The sequence below is a fragment of the Nocardia sp. NPDC055321 genome (assembly GCF_053645575.1).
Genome location: NZ_JBSHMS010000002.1, coordinates 251,060 through 265,384, shown reverse-complemented (window position 1 = coordinate 265,384; position 14,325 = coordinate 251,060). Strand labels below are relative to the sequence as shown.

Annotated in this window: 16 protein-coding genes and 2 tRNA genes; 13 read left to right on the top strand and 5 right to left on the bottom strand. The window is 68.3% G+C overall.

Annotated elements, in window-relative coordinates; genetic code table 11:
• Positions 1-21: 21 nt before the first annotated feature.
• The 8 genes from gyrA to ACWIGI_RS03730 all read left to right on the top strand — a co-directional run bounded on the left by gyrA (position 22) and on the right by ACWIGI_RS03730 (position 7,450).
• Entirely contained in the window at positions 22-2,535 is a 2,514-nt protein-coding gene (gyrA, locus tag ACWIGI_RS03765; protein ID WP_454200805.1) for a DNA gyrase subunit A, read from the top strand.
• A gap of 157 nt (positions 2,536-2,692) precedes the next feature.
• Positions 2,693-3,583, top strand: a complete 891-nt coding sequence (locus tag ACWIGI_RS03760) for a DUF3566 domain-containing protein (RefSeq protein WP_454200804.1) — start codon at positions 2,693-2,695, stop codon at positions 3,581-3,583.
• Between the two features lie 134 nt (positions 3,584-3,717).
• A tRNA-Ile gene (locus ACWIGI_RS03755) sits at positions 3,718-3,791 on the top strand.
• A gap of 29 nt (positions 3,792-3,820) precedes the next feature.
• Positions 3,821-3,928 carry a DLW-39 family protein gene (locus tag ACWIGI_RS03750; RefSeq protein ID WP_454200803.1) on the top strand — a complete coding sequence of 36 codons (108 nt, stop codon included), beginning with the start codon at positions 3,821-3,823 and terminating at the stop codon, positions 3,926-3,928.
• Between the two features lie 29 nt (positions 3,929-3,957).
• Positions 3,958-4,030 (top strand) — tRNA-Ala (locus tag ACWIGI_RS03745).
• 195 nt (positions 4,031-4,225) lie between these two features.
• Positions 4,226-5,251, top strand: coding sequence for an adenylate/guanylate cyclase domain-containing protein (locus tag ACWIGI_RS03740; protein WP_454200802.1), 1,026 nt, complete (start codon positions 4,226-4,228; stop codon positions 5,249-5,251).
• A 370-nt stretch (positions 5,252-5,621) separates the two neighbouring features.
• Complete coding sequence (locus ACWIGI_RS03735) at positions 5,622-6,611, top strand: ATP-binding cassette domain-containing protein (RefSeq protein WP_454200801.1); 990 nt, start codon at positions 5,622-5,624, stop codon at positions 6,609-6,611.
• The gene (locus ACWIGI_RS03730; RefSeq protein ID WP_454200800.1) at positions 6,608-7,450 is read left to right on the top strand and encodes an ABC transporter permease; all 843 of its coding nucleotides are present in this window, start codon (positions 6,608-6,610) and stop codon (positions 7,448-7,450) included. The genes ACWIGI_RS03735 and ACWIGI_RS03730 overlap by 4 nt, the downstream gene beginning before the upstream one ends.
• Positions 7,451-7,457: 7 nt before the next feature.
• Here ACWIGI_RS03730 and ACWIGI_RS03725 read toward each other — a convergent pair whose 3' ends face one another.
• The 3 genes from ACWIGI_RS03725 to ACWIGI_RS03715 all read right to left on the bottom strand — a co-directional run bounded on the left by ACWIGI_RS03725 (position 7,458) and on the right by ACWIGI_RS03715 (position 9,827).
• The gene (locus ACWIGI_RS03725) at positions 7,458-7,640 is read right to left on the bottom strand and encodes a hypothetical protein (RefSeq protein ID WP_354991561.1); all 183 of its coding nucleotides are present in this window, start codon (positions 7,638-7,640) and stop codon (positions 7,458-7,460) included.
• A 61-nt stretch (positions 7,641-7,701) separates the two neighbouring features.
• Positions 7,702-9,540 carry a glutamine--fructose-6-phosphate transaminase (isomerizing) gene (gene glmS, locus ACWIGI_RS03720; protein ID WP_454200799.1) on the bottom strand — a complete coding sequence of 613 codons (1,839 nt, stop codon included), beginning with the start codon at positions 9,538-9,540 and terminating at the stop codon, positions 7,702-7,704.
• Positions 9,541-9,557: 17 nt separating this feature from the next.
• Positions 9,558-9,827 (bottom strand): hypothetical protein, encoded by a 270-nt coding sequence (locus tag ACWIGI_RS03715; protein ID WP_454200798.1) that lies wholly within the window; start codon positions 9,825-9,827, stop codon positions 9,558-9,560.
• A 175-nt stretch (positions 9,828-10,002) separates the two neighbouring features.
• Here ACWIGI_RS03715 and ACWIGI_RS03710 point away from each other — a divergent pair, with 175 nt between their 5' ends.
• Both ACWIGI_RS03710 and ACWIGI_RS03705 read left to right on the top strand, forming a co-directional pair.
• Positions 10,003-10,530 (top strand): peptidylprolyl isomerase, encoded by a 528-nt coding sequence (locus ACWIGI_RS03710; RefSeq protein ID WP_454200797.1) that lies wholly within the window; start codon positions 10,003-10,005, stop codon positions 10,528-10,530.
• 28 nt (positions 10,531-10,558) lie between these two features.
• Positions 10,559-11,446: a rhomboid family intramembrane serine protease gene (locus ACWIGI_RS03705; RefSeq protein WP_454200796.1), complete on the top strand. Its 888-nt coding sequence runs from the start codon at positions 10,559-10,561 to the stop codon at positions 11,444-11,446.
• A 15-nt stretch (positions 11,447-11,461) separates the two neighbouring features.
• Here ACWIGI_RS03705 and ACWIGI_RS03700 read toward each other — a convergent pair whose 3' ends face one another.
• Together ACWIGI_RS03700 and crgA are read right to left on the bottom strand one after the other, a co-directional pair.
• The gene (locus ACWIGI_RS03700; RefSeq protein ID WP_454200795.1) at positions 11,462-11,899 is read right to left on the bottom strand and encodes a PH domain-containing protein; all 438 of its coding nucleotides are present in this window, start codon (positions 11,897-11,899) and stop codon (positions 11,462-11,464) included.
• 73 nt (positions 11,900-11,972) lie between these two features.
• On the bottom strand, positions 11,973-12,239 hold the full coding sequence (crgA, locus tag ACWIGI_RS03695; RefSeq protein ID WP_454200794.1) for a cell division protein CrgA: 267 nt from the start codon (positions 12,237-12,239) through the stop codon (positions 11,973-11,975).
• A 276-nt stretch (positions 12,240-12,515) separates the two neighbouring features.
• Between crgA and ACWIGI_RS03690 the strand changes: the two genes are divergently transcribed.
• From ACWIGI_RS03690 to ACWIGI_RS03680, 3 genes are read left to right on the top strand one after another with little or no spacing between them, the layout of a single operon-like run.
• A complete protein-coding gene (locus ACWIGI_RS03690; RefSeq protein ID WP_454200793.1) occupies positions 12,516-13,154 on the top strand; it encodes an aminodeoxychorismate/anthranilate synthase component II in 639 nt (212 codons plus the stop codon).
• Positions 13,151-13,864, top strand: coding sequence for a RibD family protein (locus tag ACWIGI_RS03685; RefSeq protein WP_454200792.1), 714 nt, complete (start codon positions 13,151-13,153; stop codon positions 13,862-13,864). Before ACWIGI_RS03690 ends, ACWIGI_RS03685 begins: the two co-directional genes overlap by 4 nt.
• Positions 13,839-14,315 (top strand): deaminase, encoded by a 477-nt coding sequence (locus ACWIGI_RS03680; protein WP_454200791.1) that lies wholly within the window; start codon positions 13,839-13,841, stop codon positions 14,313-14,315. The genes ACWIGI_RS03685 and ACWIGI_RS03680 overlap by 26 nt, the downstream gene beginning before the upstream one ends.
• Positions 14,316-14,325 lie beyond the last annotated feature (10 nt).

The window sequence follows — 14,325 nt, the reverse complement described above, 5'->3', positions numbered from 1 at the left end:
ACTTCCTACGGAGACCAATTCATGACTGAGACCGAGCTTCCCCCGTCGGGCGGCGACCGCATCGAACCGGTCGACATCCAGCAGGAGATGCAGAACTCCTACATCGACTACGCCATGAGCGTCATCGTCGGGCGCGCGCTGCCCGAGGTGCGCGACGGCATGAAGCCGGTGCACCGCCGGATCCTGTACGCGATGTACGACAACGGCTACCGCCCGGACCGCAGCTACGTGAAGTCCGCGCGCCCGGTCGCCGACACCATGGGCAACTACCACCCGCACGGTGACACGGCGATCTACGACACCCTCGTCCGCATGGCCCAGCCGTGGTCGCTGCGCTATCCGCTGGTCGACGGGCAGGGCAACTTCGGTTCGCGCGGCAACGACGGCGCGGCCGCCATGCGCTACACCGAGTGCCGCCTGACCCCGCTCGCGATGGAGATGCTGCGCGAGATCGACCACGAGACGGTCGATTTCACGCCGAACTACGACGGCAAGACGCAGGAGCCGGTCGTGCTCCCGGCGCGCGTGCCCGCGCTGCTGATGAACGGCTCCAACGGCATCGCCGTCGGTATGGCCACCAACATCCCGCCGCACAACCTCACCGAGCTGGCCGAGGCGATCTTCTGGGCGCTGGACAACCACCTCGCCGACGAGGAGGCCACCCTCGAGGCGTGCATGGAGCGCGTGAAGGGCCCGGACTTCCCGACCGCGGGCCTGATCGTGGGCACCCAGGGCATCAACGACGCGTACCGGACCGGCCGCGGCTCGATCCGCATGCGCGGCGTGGTGGAGATCGAGGAGGACTCGCGCGGTCGCACCACGATCGTCATCACCGAGCTGCCGTATCAGGTCAACACCGACAACTTCATCAACGCGATCGCCGAGCAGGTCAAGGACGGCAAGATCGCGGGCGTCTCTGACATCCACGACGAGTCCTCGGACCGCGTCGGCATGCGCATCGTGGTCACGGTCAAGCGCGACGCCATCGCCAAGGTGGTGCTGAACAACCTCTACAAGCACACCCAGCTGCAGACCTCGTTCGGCGCGAACATGCTCTCGATCGTGGACGGGGTGCCGCGCACGCTGCGCCTGGATCAGATGATCCGGCTGTACGTGACGCACCAGTTGGAAGTGATCGTCCGGCGCACCAAGTACCTGCTGCGCAAGGCCGAGGAGCGCGCCCACATCCTGCGCGGCCTGGTGAAGGCGCTCGATCAGCTGGACGCGGTCATCGCCCTGATCCGCCGCTCGGCCGACACCGACACCGCCCGCACGGGCCTGATGCAGCTGCTCGAGATCGACGAGGTCCAGGCGACCGCGATCCTGGACATGCAGCTGCGCCGCCTGTCGGCTCTCGAGCGCCAGAAGCTGATCGACGAGCTGGCCAAGATCGAGCTCGAGATCGCCGATCTCAAGGACATCCTCGCCAAGGAAGAGCGTCAGCGCTCCATCGTCCGTGACGAATTGGCCGAGATCGTCGACAAGCACGGCGACGATCGCCGCACTCGGATCATCGCCGCCGACGGCGATGTCGCGGACGAGGATCTGATCGCCCGCGAGGACGTGGTGGTCACCATCACCGAGACCGGGTACGCCAAGCGCACCAAGACCGACCTCTACCGGTCGCAGAAGCGCGGCGGCAAGGGCGTGCAGGGCGCGGGTCTCAAGCAGGACGACATCGTCCGGCACTTCTTCATCACCTCCACGCACGACTGGCTGCTGTTCTTCACCAACAAGGGCCGGGTGTACCGGGCCAAGGCGTACGAGCTGCCCGAGGCGCTGCGCACCGCGCGCGGTCAGCACGTGGCGAACCTGCTGGCCTTCCAGCCGGACGAGAAGATCGCGCAGGTCATTCAGCTCAAGACCTACGAGGACGCCCCGCACCTGGTGCTCGCCACCCGCAACGGCCTGGTCAAGAAGTCGCGCCTGACCGATTTCGACTCCAACCGGACCGGCGGCATCGTGGCCGTGAACCTGCGCGACAACGACGAATTGGTCGGCGCCGCACTGTGTTCGGCCGAGGACGATCTGCTCCTGGTGTCCGCGCACGGCCAGTCGATCCGCTTCTCCGCCAACGACGAGGTGCTGCGCCCGATGGGCCGCGCGACCTCCGGCGTGCAGGGCATGCGGTTCAACGCGGACGATGAACTGCTCTCGCTCAACGTGGTTCGCGACGGCGACGGAATCTACCTGCTTGTCGCGACCGCGGGTGGGTACTCCAAGCGCACCGCGATCGACGAGTACACCGCTCAGGGCCGTGGCGGAAAGGGTGTATTGACCATTCAGTACGACCCGAAACGTGGCAGTCTGGTCGGGGCGCTCATCGTCAACGATGACGACGAGCTGTATGCCATCACTTCGGGCGGCGGAGTTATTCGCACTGCGGCCAATCAGGTTCGTAAAGCCGGACGCCAGACCAAGGGTGTGCGATTGATGAACCTCGGCGAGGGCGATACGTTGCTTGCGATCGCGCGGAACGCGGACGAGCCCGACCAGGTCGCCGATGACGACACCGGCGATTCGGCGAAGCAGTAGTTTCACCACACAGCGGCGGCACAACGGATCGAAGGATTCACCATTGACCACGAATCAGCCGAATGACCAGCGCGGTCACGCCAACGGTGTGACCGAGAGGATCGCACCGTCCCCGATTCCGCCGCGCCCGCGTCCGGGATCCGGGAACGAGGGCGGTGTGCCGCAACCGCACGAAACGCCGGACGCCTCCGGCGATTTCGCGCCGGAGGCACCCGGGGCGCGCACGACGGACCAGTCCGAGGCGGCCGCTCCCGAGGCGGTGGAGGGTCAGGCTGGGAATTCGCCCTATCAGGACGGGGGTTGGTCGCAGCTGCCGCAGCGCGAGCCGCAGTCCAACCTGTACCGGCCGGGCCAGTCGCCCACCACCGGTCGCCCGGCGGGCGGCGGCGGTCTGGGTGGCGGTGGGCTCGGCGGCGGTGGCGGGCTCGGCGGCGGCGGCCTGAACGCCGGCGCCTCCAACGCCCGCACGACCGCGGACCTCGCGGCCAAGGCGGCCCGCAAGGAGGCCGCCATGGTGAAGTCCGTCGGCATCGACGGACCGACCCGCAGCATCGCCCGTCCGGAGCTGGTGAAGGATCTGCCGGACCTGTCGGAGATCCGGCATCCGCTGCCCATGCCGGAACCGATTCCGCCGGCCGGTCCGGTGTCGCCGTCCGCTCCCGCGGCGGTGGCGCAGGCCGCGGCCACCGGTGAGCCGCTGCGCGCCACCGTGCAGGTGCGCCACATCGATCCCTGGTCCACGCTGAAGGTTTCGCTGGTGATCAGCGTGGCCATGTTCTTCGTGTGGATGCTGGCGGTCGGCATGCTGTACCTCGTGCTCGAGGGCATGGGCGTGTGGGAGCGGCTCAACAGCACCTTCACCGACATGGTGTCGGACAGTTCGTCCTCGGGAATCATCGACGCGGGCTCGGTCTTCGGCTACGCCGGCGTCATCGGCCTCATCAATGTGGTTTTGCTCACCGCGCTCTCCACGGTGGGGGTGTTCGTCTACAACCAGTGCTGCGATCTCGTCGGCGGTATCCAGGTGACCCTGGCGGACCCCGATTAACGGTCGCTGATCCCCGTGCCGAAACGGCCGGTCCCGCCTGTAATTTCAGGCCGGTGACCGGCCGTTTTGCTTATCCGCACGGTCATCCGGTAATCTTCTGCCTCGGTCAGGGTGACACACTCTGAACCGGATGAGGGCCTATAGCTCAGGCGGTTAGAGCGCTTCGCTGATAACGAAGAGGTCGGAGGTTCAAGTCCTCCTAGGCCCACTCTCGAACATCACAGTAGGGTGGGATTCATGAAATTTCTCCTCACGGTCGGTGTAGTCGTCGCGGTGATCTTCGGAATCAGCAAGCTCCGTCAGCGCAGCGACGCGGATCTCTGGCACGAGGTAACCACTCGCTGATGTGATCCTCTTCGGGACTCGTCCCGTTCGGGGCCTTAGCTCAATTGGCAGAGCACTGCCTTTGCAAGGCAGGGGTTAGGGGTTCGATTCCCCTAGGCTCCACAATCTCTCGCAGGTCAAGCCCACATCCGTGATCTTGGCCGCGTCGCGCGTCCGCGGTGTCCACGAACCCGCCGATCGTCCCGGGCCCGGTGTAGGGGAATCCACCGCCGCTGTTCCTCATGACACGAACGGTGCTCGGTTGTGACACGAGACAGTGCGCTGAACCGGCGCCTGATCGCCCCGTAAGGTGACTGCATGGCTGCCACGGAAATCTCGAAACTCGTCCAATCCGTGGTCGAGCCGTACCTGCTCAACGGTCCCCGCAAGTACAACCGCCGCGAAGTCGCCCGGCGCACCGGGGTGCCGTCCTCGCTGACCCGCAGGCTGTGGGTCGCGCTGGGTTTCCCGGCCGATCCCGATGACGACGCCGTCGAGTACACCGACGCCGATATTCAGGCCGCGCGGACCTTCGCCCGCCTGAATGTGCTCGCGGAAGCGGACATTCACCGTCAGACCACCACCGCGCGCACCCTGGGCCGGTCGATGGCGCGGCTGGCGGAGTGGCAGGTCGATCTGGTGACCGAGGAGATCCAGGCGCGGATCGCCAACCGGCTGGCGGAGGATCCGGGCGCGGATCGGGCCGAGGTGGCGCGCGCGGCCACCGAGGAGGTGGTGTCCGATTTCGAGGCGCTGCACTCCTACGCGTGGCGCCGGCACCTGGACGCGGCCCTGGCCCGTTCGCTGGACGAGGGCACGTACGCGGGGGACACCCAGCGCATGCTGGCGGTCGGCTTCGCGGACATGGTGGGGTACACCCGCCTGACCCGGCACCTGGAGGTGGAGGAGCTGGCGGCGCTGCTGGAGGCGTTCGAGGCGGCCACCAGCAACGCCATCACCGCCAACGGCGGCTGGGTGATCAAGAACGTGGGCGACGAGGTCATGTTCGCGTCCTACAGCGCCGAGCAGGGCGCGCGGATCGCGCTGGCCATCCAGGAGGCCGCCACGGCCTCGCACGGCGTCACCCAGGAGTTGCGGGTGGGTCTGGCGTACGGCGAAGTCCTGCAACGCTTCGGGGACCTCTACGGGTCGGTGGTGAACGTGGCCGCGCGCCTCACGGGTGTGGCCCGGCCGGGCACGGTGCTCATCGATGACGGTGCGGCACAGGAGATCAGCTCCGATCCGCAGTTCGATCTGCGGCACCTGCGCACGGTCCGCGTCCGCGGGATCAACCGCCTGCACGGACATGTCCTGCGCCGCAACGAGATCCGGCCGTTGGTCTGATTCGTCTGATTGATCCCTCGTCGCCCCGGCGGGCGAACCTACCCCGGACATGGGGGCGGGCCTCGGCGAAGGGGGGGAGTTAGCCGAGGCCCGCGTAGGGTCGGCCCGGGGGGGAGGGGCCGACGAAAACGATCCTACGCGACACCGGCAGATCGCGTGGCCATCGGGGCATCGCGTTCGGAAGATTTTTTGCACCGAAACCTGTCGTACCCCTGTGCGAACATGTGTTCGTACCGGAACCGCGGTGTTATTCAGGTGACATTTCGCGGCGATTCGGACGATACTTGCCCCATATGTCCGATCTCGTTCCGTGGCGTTCGCGCAGTTCAGACCCCCTGCGAGCGCCTCACCACACGACATCAGGAGAATCATGCCCGACGCAGTAGTCGCCGAGGGTCTGGTCAAGAAGTACGGCCGGACGGTCGCACTCGACGGACTCGATCTATCCGTGCCGGAGGGCACAGTCACCGCACTGCTCGGCCCCAACGGCGCGGGCAAGACGACCACGGTGCGCGTACTCACCACCCTGCTCATCCCCGACTCCGGCCGGGCCACGGTCTCCGGCGTGGATGTGCTGAAAGAGCCGCAGCTCTTGCGATCTCGGATCGGCACCTCCGGGCAGTACGCCGCGGTCGACGAATATCTCACCGGTTTCGAGAACCTCGAGATGGTGGGCAGGCTCTATCACATGGGCACCAAGCGCAGTAAGGAGCGCGCCCGCGAACTGCTGGAGCGCTTCCGGCTCTCCGACGCCGCCGATCGCCCGGTCAAGGGCTACTCCGGCGGTATGCGCCGCCGGCTCGACCTGGCGGGCGCCCTGGTCGCCAATCCGCCCGTGTTGTTCCTGGACGAGCCGACCACCGGCCTGGATCCCCGTGCGCGCCTTGATCTCTGGGACGTCATCGAGGAACTGGTCGCCGGCGGCACCACGCTCCTGCTCACCACCCAGTACCTGGAGGAGGCCGATCGCCTGGCCGATTCCATCGCCGTCATCGACCACGGCAAGGTCATCGCCGAAGGAACCAGCGATGAGCTCAAGTCCATGGTCGGCGGCGACCGCATCGAGCTGACCGTCGACCACGTCGACAGTCTCGGCGTCGCACACGAGGCGCTGATCAATCTGGCGCAGGGGGAGATTCGGCTGGAGCCGGGTCTGCGCCGCATCATCGTCCCGGTCAGCGACGGCTCGCAGGCGCTGGTCGACGCGATCGGGCAGCTGGCCAAGCACGAGGTCGTGATTCACGACGTGGCGCTGCGCCGCCCCTCGCTCGACGACGTGTTCCTGACCCTGACCGGTCACGAGGCCGACGATCTGGTCAACGGCGCCAAGGCCGCGACGACGGAAGGACAGAACCGATGAGTGTCGTCACCGCCGCGAAACCGTCGCTGGCCGAACGCGCTTCGATGCTGGTCAGCGACAGCCTCACCATCACCAAGCGCAATGTCATCAAGATTCGCCGCGTCCCCGACGTGCTGATCTTCTCGACGCTGTCGCCGATCATGTTCGTGCTGCTGTTCGCGTTCGTCTTCGGCACGGCCATCAAGGTTCCGGGTCTCGAGGGCGGCTACCGGGAATTCCTCATCGCCGGCATCTTCGCCCAGACGGTCGTGTTCGGCGGCTCGTTCACGGGTCTGAGCCTGGCCGAAGATATCCAGAAGGGCATCATCGACCGCTTCCGCTCGCTACCCATGGAACCGGCCGCGGTGCTCATCGGCCGCACCCTGGCCGACGTGGTCATCAACGTGGTGAGCCTGATCGTCATGTCGCTGGCCGGTCTGGTGGTGGGCTGGCGCATTCGCGGCTCGTTCTGGGACGCGGTGCTGGCCTTCCTGCTGCTGTTGCTGTTCGCCTACGCCATCTCGTGGATCATGGCCGTCATCGGCCTGATGGTGCGCACGCCCGAGGTGTTCAACAACGCGACGTTCATGGTGATCTTCCCGCTCACCTTCCTGGCCAACACGTTCGTGCCGCTCGAGGATCTGCCGGGCCCGCTGAAGGTCTTCGCCGAATGGAATCCGGTGTCCGCGCTGACCCAGGCGACCCGCGAACTGTTCGGCAACACCAGTGCGGCGTTCCCGCCGCCGGATGCCTGGTCCATGCGGCATCCGGTAGCGACCACCCTCATCTGGGTGGTGGTGATCCTGGTGGTGTTCGTGCCGCTGGCGGTGCGACAGTACAAGCGTTCGGTGAGCCGCTAGCCGCGGGTCAGCGGTTGGTCTCCGCGTCCGCCAGCGGGGCGGGCGCGGAACCGTTGCGGGAGTAGCCCAGCCGCGGCGGCTCGGCCGCCGGGACGGGCGGCTGCGGCCGCCGGCTCAGGACGAACGCGGCGGCCCCACCGGCCGCTGCCAGCAGTGCCGCCAAGATGATCGATTTGCGAGAGCGTCCCATCCGACCACTGTGTCACGGCACGCGACATCGCGCACCAATCGATTCGTTTGTCGCCGGTTCGCTATTCGACCGTGACGCTCTTGGCCAGGTTCCGGGGCTTGTCCACATCCCGGTCCAGCGCGATGGCGGTGTGATACGCCAGCAGCTGCAGCGGGATGGTGAGAACGATCGGGTCGAGTTCGGGCGCCACCGCGGGCACCCGGATGACCGCGTCGGCCAGTCCCTCGGGCAGTTCGGTGTTGGTGACCGCGATGACGGGCCCGCCGCGCGCCTTGATCTGCTCGATGGTGGTGATGTTCTTTGCCAGCAGCTCGTCACCCGGGATCAGCACCACGCTGGGCATGTCGGGGTCGATCAGGGCCAGCGGACCGTGCTTGAGCTCGGAGCCCTGGTACGCCTCGGCGTGAATGTAGGAGATCTCCTTGAGCTTCTGCGCCCCTTCGCGGGCCACCGGCCAGCCGCGCACGCGGCCGACGAAGAACATGCTGCGGGCCTTGGCGTAGTTGGCCGCGATCTCGGCGATCTCGGCGTCCTGGGCGAGCACCGCCTCGATGGCGTCCGGCAGCGCCCGCAGACCGCCGACGATGCGCTCGCCGCCCGCGGCGGACAGGTCGCGCACCCGGCCGAGCAGCAGCGCCAGCATGGCGAAGGACACGGTCATGTTGGTGAGCGCCTTGGTGGAGGCCACCGAGACCTCGGGGCCGGCGTGCAGGAACACCCCGGCGCCGCATTCGCGGGCGATCGCGCTGCCGACCACGTTCACCGCGCCGATCACGCGCCCGCCCTTGCGCTGCAGCTCCTGGACCGCGGCCAGGGTGTCCAGGGTCTCCCCGGACTGGCTGATGGCGACGTACAGCGCGTCCGGATCCACCACCGGGTTGCGGTAGCGGAACTCGGAGGCGGGTTCGGCGGTCGCCGGAATGCGCGCCAGCTCCTCGACCAGCTGGGCGCCGAGCTGTCCGGCGTAGTAGGCCGAGCCGCAGCCCAGGAACACCACCTTGCGAATGCCGCGCAGTTCGCGCGCGTCCATGTTGAGTCCGCCCAGGATGGCGGTGGCGAAGCGTTCGTCGAGCCGGCCGCGCAGGGCGCGGCGGACGGCGTCGGGCTGCTCCGCCATCTCCTTGCGCATGAAGTCGTCGTAGCCGCCCAGCGCGTAGTCCTCGGCCGCCATGGCGATGGTGGTCGGGGTCTTGTCGGTGCGGCGCGCGTCCAATCCGAGTGTGCTGGTGCGGAATTCGCCCGCGCGCACGGTGGCCAGCTCGCCGTCGTCGAGGAAGACCACGCGCTGGGTGTGGTGCACCAGCGCGGCGACGTCCGAGGCGACGAACATCTCGCCGTCGCCGACGCCGAGCACGATCGGGCTGCCGTTGCGGGCGACCACGAGCTCGTCGGGGCGGCGCGGGTCGAGCACGAGCAGCCCGTAGGTGCCCTCGACGCGGTGCAGCGCGGTGCGGACCGCGTCCTCCAGGGAATCGGCGTCGGTCAGGGCGGCCGCCACCAGGTGGGCGATGGCCTCGGTGTCGGTGTCGGAGACGAATTCCACACCCGCGGCGGTCAATTCGGCGCGCAGTTCCTCGGCGTTCTCCACGATCCCGTTGTGCACCACGGCGATTCGGCCGGCGCCGTCGGTGTGCGGGTGCGCGTTGGCGTCGCTGGGCTCGCCGTGCGTGGCCCAGCGGGTGTGCGCGATGCCGACGTTGCCGCGCAGGCGGGCTCCCTCGGCGTCCACCCGGTTACGCAGATCCTGCACCCGCCCTTGGGTTTTGGTGATCCGCAACCGGCCCCGGTGCGGGATGGCGAGTCCGGCGGAGTCGTACCCGCGGTATTCGAGCCGATGCAGGCCCTCGAGCAGGACCGGCACGGCGTCGCGGTGCCCGATGTATCCGACGATTCCACACATTGCGGCGAGGCTCTCCTCTATCCGTAGACGATGCGGCGCAGTTGCCGTTCGGTGAATTCCGGGGCGGCGACCGGCCGCCCGGCGAGTTCGGCGGCGAGCTGCCGCCAGATCTCGGCGTTGCGCACCTGCCGGCGCTGCAGTTCGGCGTGTCTGCGTCGCACGAACTGTTCGGCGGTCTCGTCGAAGTATCCGGCGACATCGGCGACCACCCGGGCCGCGACCGCTGCGGGTAGCCCGGTGGACGCCGCCACGTGGCGCACCAGATCGGCCGGAACCCCGTCATTCACCGCACCGAACCTGCCATGATCACCCCTACTCCGCAACTTATCTGCCCGGATTCGGGCAGGAAGTGCGGTGAATCTCGTGACCGGCGGTGTTTGCGGTGTGGACGGCCCCGGCTCGGGTCGCGCCGGTCCCGAGTGTCGGGAAACCCTGGACGCGCAACCAACTACCCTTGGCTCCGTGACCTCACCGAATCAGACCGCCGTGGCGACGCTGCACACCAACCTCGGCGATATCAAGATCGCGCTCTTCGGTAACCACGCCCCCGCGACCGTCCGCAACTTCCTCGGGCTCGCCGACGGTTCCGCGCCGTACACCACCCCGAACGCCTCGGGCACCACGTCCGGCCCGTTCTACGACGGCGCCGTGTTCCACCGGATCATCGACGGCTTCATGATCCAGGGTGGCGACCCGACCGGCACCGGCCGCGGCGGCCCGGGGTACGAGTTCAAGGACGAGTTCCACCCGGAACTGCGTTTCGACCGCGGCTACCTGTTGGCCATGGCCAACGCCGGCCCGGGCACCAACGGTTCGCAGTTCTTCATCACCGTGGGCCCGCAGTCGCACCTCAACCGCAAGCACACCATCTTCGGCGAGGTGCTCGACCCGGATTCGCGCAAGGTGGTCGACACCATCGCCACCGCGGCGACCGATCGCAACGACCGTCCCAAGGACGAGATCGCGATCTCCAGCATCACCATCTCCTGAGTTCACCCGATCCAGAAGAGAATTCGACATGAACCCGCACCAGCCCGCACCGACCTGTTTCCGGCACCCCGACCGGCCCACCGGTCTGGGGTGCACCCGGTGCGGGCGCCCGGCCTGCCCGGAGTGCCTCACCCCGGCCGCGGTCGGGCAGCACTGCGTGGAGTGCGTGGCGCAGGGCCGCAGGGATGTCCGGCCGGTGCGCACCATGACCGGCGCGGTGCAGTCGGCGATCGGCAAGCCGTACGTCACGTGGGCGCTCATCGGGCTCAACGTGCTGGTCTTCGCGATCACGGCGCTGCAGGCGCGGAATCCGGTGCAGAACACCGCGTCCCAGCTGTTCCGCGACTGGCGGCTGATTCCGGCCCTGGTCGGTGAGGGCGAGTGGTGGCGGATCATCGGTTCCGGGTTCCTGCACTACGGCCCGCTGCACCTGCTGGCGAACATGTTCGCGCTGTACGTGCTCGGGCCCTACTGCGAGGCCGCGCTGGGCCGGGCGCGCTACGTGTCGGTGTACCTGGTGTCGCTGCTCGGCGGTTCGGCGGCGGTGACGCTGCTCGGGGCGCCGGACGTGGCGACGGTCGGCGCCTCCGGCGCGATCTTCGGCCTGTTCGGCGCGGTCGCGGTGATCATGCTGCGCACCCGGCAGAACCTGACACAGATCCTCATGCTGCTGGTGCTCAACCTGGTCATCACCTTCGCGGTGCCGGGCATCTCGATGCTCGGGCACCTGGGCGGGTTGTTCGTGGGCACGCTGGCCGCGGGCGGGATCCTGTATCTGCCGCGCTGGCTGAAGGCGAAGACCCCGCAGGCGGCGATGGCGATCGGCTGGGTGTCGGTGGCGGCCCTCGCCGTGATCCTGATCGCGGCCATCGCGGTGGGCGCGCCGGACTTCACCGATCTGCTGAACTACACCTAGCGCGCCGCGGGACGGTCAGCGCCGCAGGTACGGCCGCACGGCGTCCAGGACGTCCTCCGGATGCGTGCCGAGATCCCAGCGGCCGAAGAGCAGGAGTTTCTCGTCACCGTCCTGCTCGACGTCCATCTCCAGCATGGGCATGCGCCGGCCGAGCCTGCGGTAGGCGACCACGCGGGCGCGCACGATGCTGTCCGGGGAGTAGCGCTGGGCGCCGGTCAGGCCGCGCACCACGATGGCGGCCGGATCACCGGGTTCCACGGCCAGGCGCGGGCGCTGCCGGAACCCGAGGACGGACAGGAAGATCAGGCCGAGCGCGGCCACCCCGATGAGCAGCCTGCCCGCGGCGTCGGTGGCGAGCGCGCTCGCCACGAGCAGCCCGAGGCCGCCGATTCCGCAGGCGATCACCGCGGGCAGGGGGGTGGCCCAGTCGAGTCGAGGGGTGGGCTCGGTCACTGTCCCCAGTCTCTCCTCGAGTTGTCCACACGGTTATCCACAGGTGTGTATGAATAACAATCGTGTAAGGCGATCATCGCCAGCGCATGGTCATGATCAGGCCGACGACCATGAGGCCGAATCCGATCAGGAAGTTCCACGGCCCGAGGTCGTTCATCCAGGAGATCTGCTCGGCGGCCAGGTAGTAGACCAGCAGCCAGACCAGGCCCGCGAGCATGAAGCCCAGCATGATGGACACGTACCAGACCGGCGACGGCCCGGCCGATTTCACCTTCACGGGCGTACGGCTGGCCGGGTTGATCGTGTAGTCGGTCTTCTTCCGGACCTTCGACTTGGGCATGACGTCCTCAATTTCGGCGTGCAGTCTCGATGAGATTATCCCAGGTCACTCGGGGACTGCTTCCCCAAGCCCCGTGAGGAGTGTCGAGGGATCGGCCCCCGAACTCCGGGACCGGGCGGTCTGCCCGGGTCTCTGTGGCAAGCGTGCCCCAAAGTTCACCGGCTGGGGAAGGAACGATCCTTGATCGTTGTGTGCGGGGTTGTGGATCACTGTGCACAGGCGCGCCAACCCGGTATTGCGTGCGACGCGCACGCGCGCGCCAACTACTCTCGACTCATGCGTGTTCTGGTCGTCGACAACTACGACAGCTTCGTGTTCAACCTGGTGCAGTACCTGGGCCAACTGGGTGCCGAGGCGACCGTCTGGCGCAACGACGACGCACGGCTGGCCGACGTGGACGCCGTGGTGCGGGACTTCGACGGTGTGCTGATCTCGCCCGGGCCGGGTACGCCCGAGCGCGGCGGGGCCAGCATGGACCTGGTCCGGGCCGCGGCCCGGAACGAGCGCCCGCTGCTCGGGGTCTGCCTCGGCCACCAGGCCATCGGCGCGGCGTTCGGCGCGACCGTCACCCGCGCCCCGGAACTGCTGCACGGCAAGACCAGCGAGGTCTTCCACATCGGCGCGGGCGTGCTGGCCGGGCTGCCGGATCCGTTCATCGCCACCCGCTACCACTCGCTGACCGTGGTCGAGGAGACCATGCCGCCGGAGTTGGAGGTGCTGGGCCGCACCGAGTCCGGCATCGTCATGGCCATGCGGCACCGCACCCTGCCCATCCACGGCGTGCAGTTCCATCCCGAGTCCGTGCTCACCCAGGGCGGGCATCGCATGCTCGCGAACTGGCTGGGCGTGTGCGGCGAACGCCCGGACGAGGCCCTCGTGTCCAGGCTCGAGGCGGAGGTCGCGGCCCTCGTATGAGCGCGCCCGGTGCGCGGCCGTACGTGCTGCTGTCGGTCGCCGTGAGCGTCGACGGGTACATCGACGACGCGTCCCCGGACCGGCTGCTGCTGTCCAACGCCGCCGACTTCGACCGGGTGGACGAGCTGCGGGCGGAATCGGACGCGATCCTCATCGGCGCGGGCACCCTGCGCGGTGATGATCCGCGACTGCTGGTCACCAGCGCCGACCGCCGGTCGCGGCGGCTGGCCGCGGGCAAGCCCGAATACCCGCTGCGCGTGGTCGTCTCGGCGTCCGGCGCGGTGAGCCCGTCGGCGCGGCTGTGGCACACCGGCGGCGACCGGGTGCTCTACACCACCGATTCCGGGCGAATCGCGCTGGGCGGCCGGCTCGATGCCCGCGCCGATGTCGTGTCCCTGGGCCACGCGATCGACTTCGCCGCGCTGCTGGACGATCTCGGACGGCGCGGTGTCGGCCGGCTGATGGTCGAGGGCGGCGGCTCGATACACACCGCCTTCCTGTCCGCGGGTCTGGCCGACGAGCTCAGCATGGCCGTCGCGCCCCTGGTGGTGGGCGATCCCGCCGCCCCGCGCTTTCTCGGGCCGGCCGAATTCCCGGGCGGTCCCGCGTATCGCATGCGACTGGCCGAGGTCGGCCGCGTCGGAGATGTGGCCGTGCTGCGCTATCTGCCCAAGGAGGGTTCGGATGTCCATGCCGCACAAGAACGATGAGGCGCGCACCGATCGCGGCTGGATGCGGCACGCGATCGGCCTCGCCCGCCTGAGCCCGCCCAGTTCGACCGCGTTCTCGGTGGGCGCGGTCATCGTCGGCGCGGACGGCGTGGAGATCATCCACGGCTGGTCGCGCGAGACCGACGAGAAGGTGCACGCCGAGGAGTCGGCGCTGAACAAGCTCGAACCCGGCGATTCCCGGCTGCCGCACGCGACCCTCTACAGCACCCTCGAACCCTGTTCGCAGCGCGCGAGCCAGGATCGCAAGCCCTGTGCCGACCGCATACTGGCCGCGGGCATCCGCCGCGTGGTCATCGCCTGGCGCGAGCCGGGAACCTTCGTGGACAACTGCCAGGGTGTGGAGAAACTGCGCGAGCACGGCGTCGAGGTCGTGGAGCTGGGGGATCTGGCCGACGAGGCCATGTCGATGAACCGGCATCTCTCGCTCTGACTTTCGCGCC

Excerpts from the sequence above, each read along its gene's own strand:
- ACWIGI_RS03690 (WP_454200793.1), top strand. The coding sequence starts at position 12,516 with ATGCGTGTTCTGGTCGTCGACAACTACGACAGCTTCGTGTTCAACCTG.
- ACWIGI_RS03680 (WP_454200791.1), top strand. The coding sequence starts at position 13,839 with ATGTCCATGCCGCACAAGAACGATGAGGCGCGCACCGATCGCGGCTGG.
- ACWIGI_RS03740 (WP_454200802.1), top strand. The coding sequence starts at position 4,226 with ATGGCTGCCACGGAAATCTCGAAACTCGTCCAATCCGTGGTCGAGCCG.
- gyrA (WP_454200805.1), top strand. The coding sequence starts at position 22 with ATGACTGAGACCGAGCTTCCCCCGTCGGGCGGCGACCGCATCGAACCG.
- ACWIGI_RS03750 (WP_454200803.1), top strand. The coding sequence starts at position 3,821 with ATGAAATTTCTCCTCACGGTCGGTGTAGTCGTCGCGGTGATCTTCGGA.
- ACWIGI_RS03705 (WP_454200796.1), top strand. The coding sequence starts at position 10,559 with ATGAACCCGCACCAGCCCGCACCGACCTGTTTCCGGCACCCCGACCGG.
- glmS (WP_454200799.1), bottom strand. The coding sequence starts at position 9,540 with ATGTGTGGAATCGTCGGATACATCGGGCACCGCGACGCCGTGCCGGTC.
- ACWIGI_RS03730 (WP_454200800.1), top strand. The coding sequence starts at position 6,608 with ATGAGTGTCGTCACCGCCGCGAAACCGTCGCTGGCCGAACGCGCTTCG.
- ACWIGI_RS03725 (WP_354991561.1), bottom strand. The coding sequence starts at position 7,640 with ATGGGACGCTCTCGCAAATCGATCATCTTGGCGGCACTGCTGGCAGCG.
- ACWIGI_RS03685 (WP_454200792.1), top strand. The coding sequence starts at position 13,151 with ATGAGCGCGCCCGGTGCGCGGCCGTACGTGCTGCTGTCGGTCGCCGTG.
- crgA (WP_454200794.1), bottom strand. The coding sequence starts at position 12,239 with ATGCCCAAGTCGAAGGTCCGGAAGAAGACCGACTACACGATCAACCCG.
- ACWIGI_RS03735 (WP_454200801.1), top strand. The coding sequence starts at position 5,622 with ATGCCCGACGCAGTAGTCGCCGAGGGTCTGGTCAAGAAGTACGGCCGG.